This window comes from Paraburkholderia mimosarum LMG 23256 = NBRC 106338, assembly GCF_000739815.1.
GTDB lineage: Bacteria > Pseudomonadota > Gammaproteobacteria > Burkholderiales > Burkholderiaceae > Paraburkholderia > Paraburkholderia mimosarum.
On sequence record NZ_BBJJ01000347.1, the window covers coordinates 1 to 769 of the forward strand.

Below are 769 nucleotides of genomic sequence, written 5' to 3' on the forward strand. Positions count from 1 at the left end.
TGTTAGAGGTGTCCAGAGTCATTGGACCACTACAGTGTCTGATCAAACAAGATGCGGTGATCGAGTTTTTCAACGAAGTGGTGGCCGTTGCTGAGAAGAAATGTCTGCTCTCCGGTGAGCATTTCAGCGTGGAGGGCACGCTGATCCAGGCGTGGGCGGGGCACAAGAGCTTCGTGCGCAAGGACGGTGACGATCAGGACGACGACGGCAGCAGCGCGGACGACTTCAAAGGTAGCAAGCGCAGCAACGAGACGCATCAGTCCAAAACCGCATCCCGATGCGCGGCTCTATCGCAAAGGCAAAAGTGCGACACGCACACTCGTGTCCGGGTAACTCCAACGTTAGGAGCATTGAAAGGAGGTGTGGTTCCGGGGCGAAAGCTCCACGCGTTATTGTCCGGCCGATGTGCCCAATTAGGGTGCGTCGATAGAGAGACCTATCATGCGACTGGTAGTAGCCTGAGGAGACTTGCGTCACTGGCAACGGTGGGGTGGGAAGCTCTCCTGACAAAGTGCCCCCATAAAGGGTACTCGATGGCTGTGAAGCTATGGGGTGGAGACTCCCAGCAGCAATGGGGTCGAGGTGCGAGGCTGACCGATATGGGCAACGAAAGTGAACTGCTGATAAACGTCGTAATTGCGGAGGTGCCCAAGCTGCTGAATGGCACTAACCAAAAGGTATGTGGTCGGTTGTCCCGATTTTTGCACGGGACACGTCGCCATTAGACCACCGGCGGAGAGGCAGGCCCTAACTCGGTCGTGTAATGCGT

The 769-nt window shown here is 56.4% G+C and carries 1 pseudogene; it reads left to right on the forward strand.

Annotation, left to right across the window (positions count from 1 at the left end):
• A pseudogene (locus BMI01S_RS40505) lies at positions 1-330 on the forward strand (hypothetical protein); the annotation flags it as partial.
• Positions 331-769: the final 439 nt, after the last annotated feature.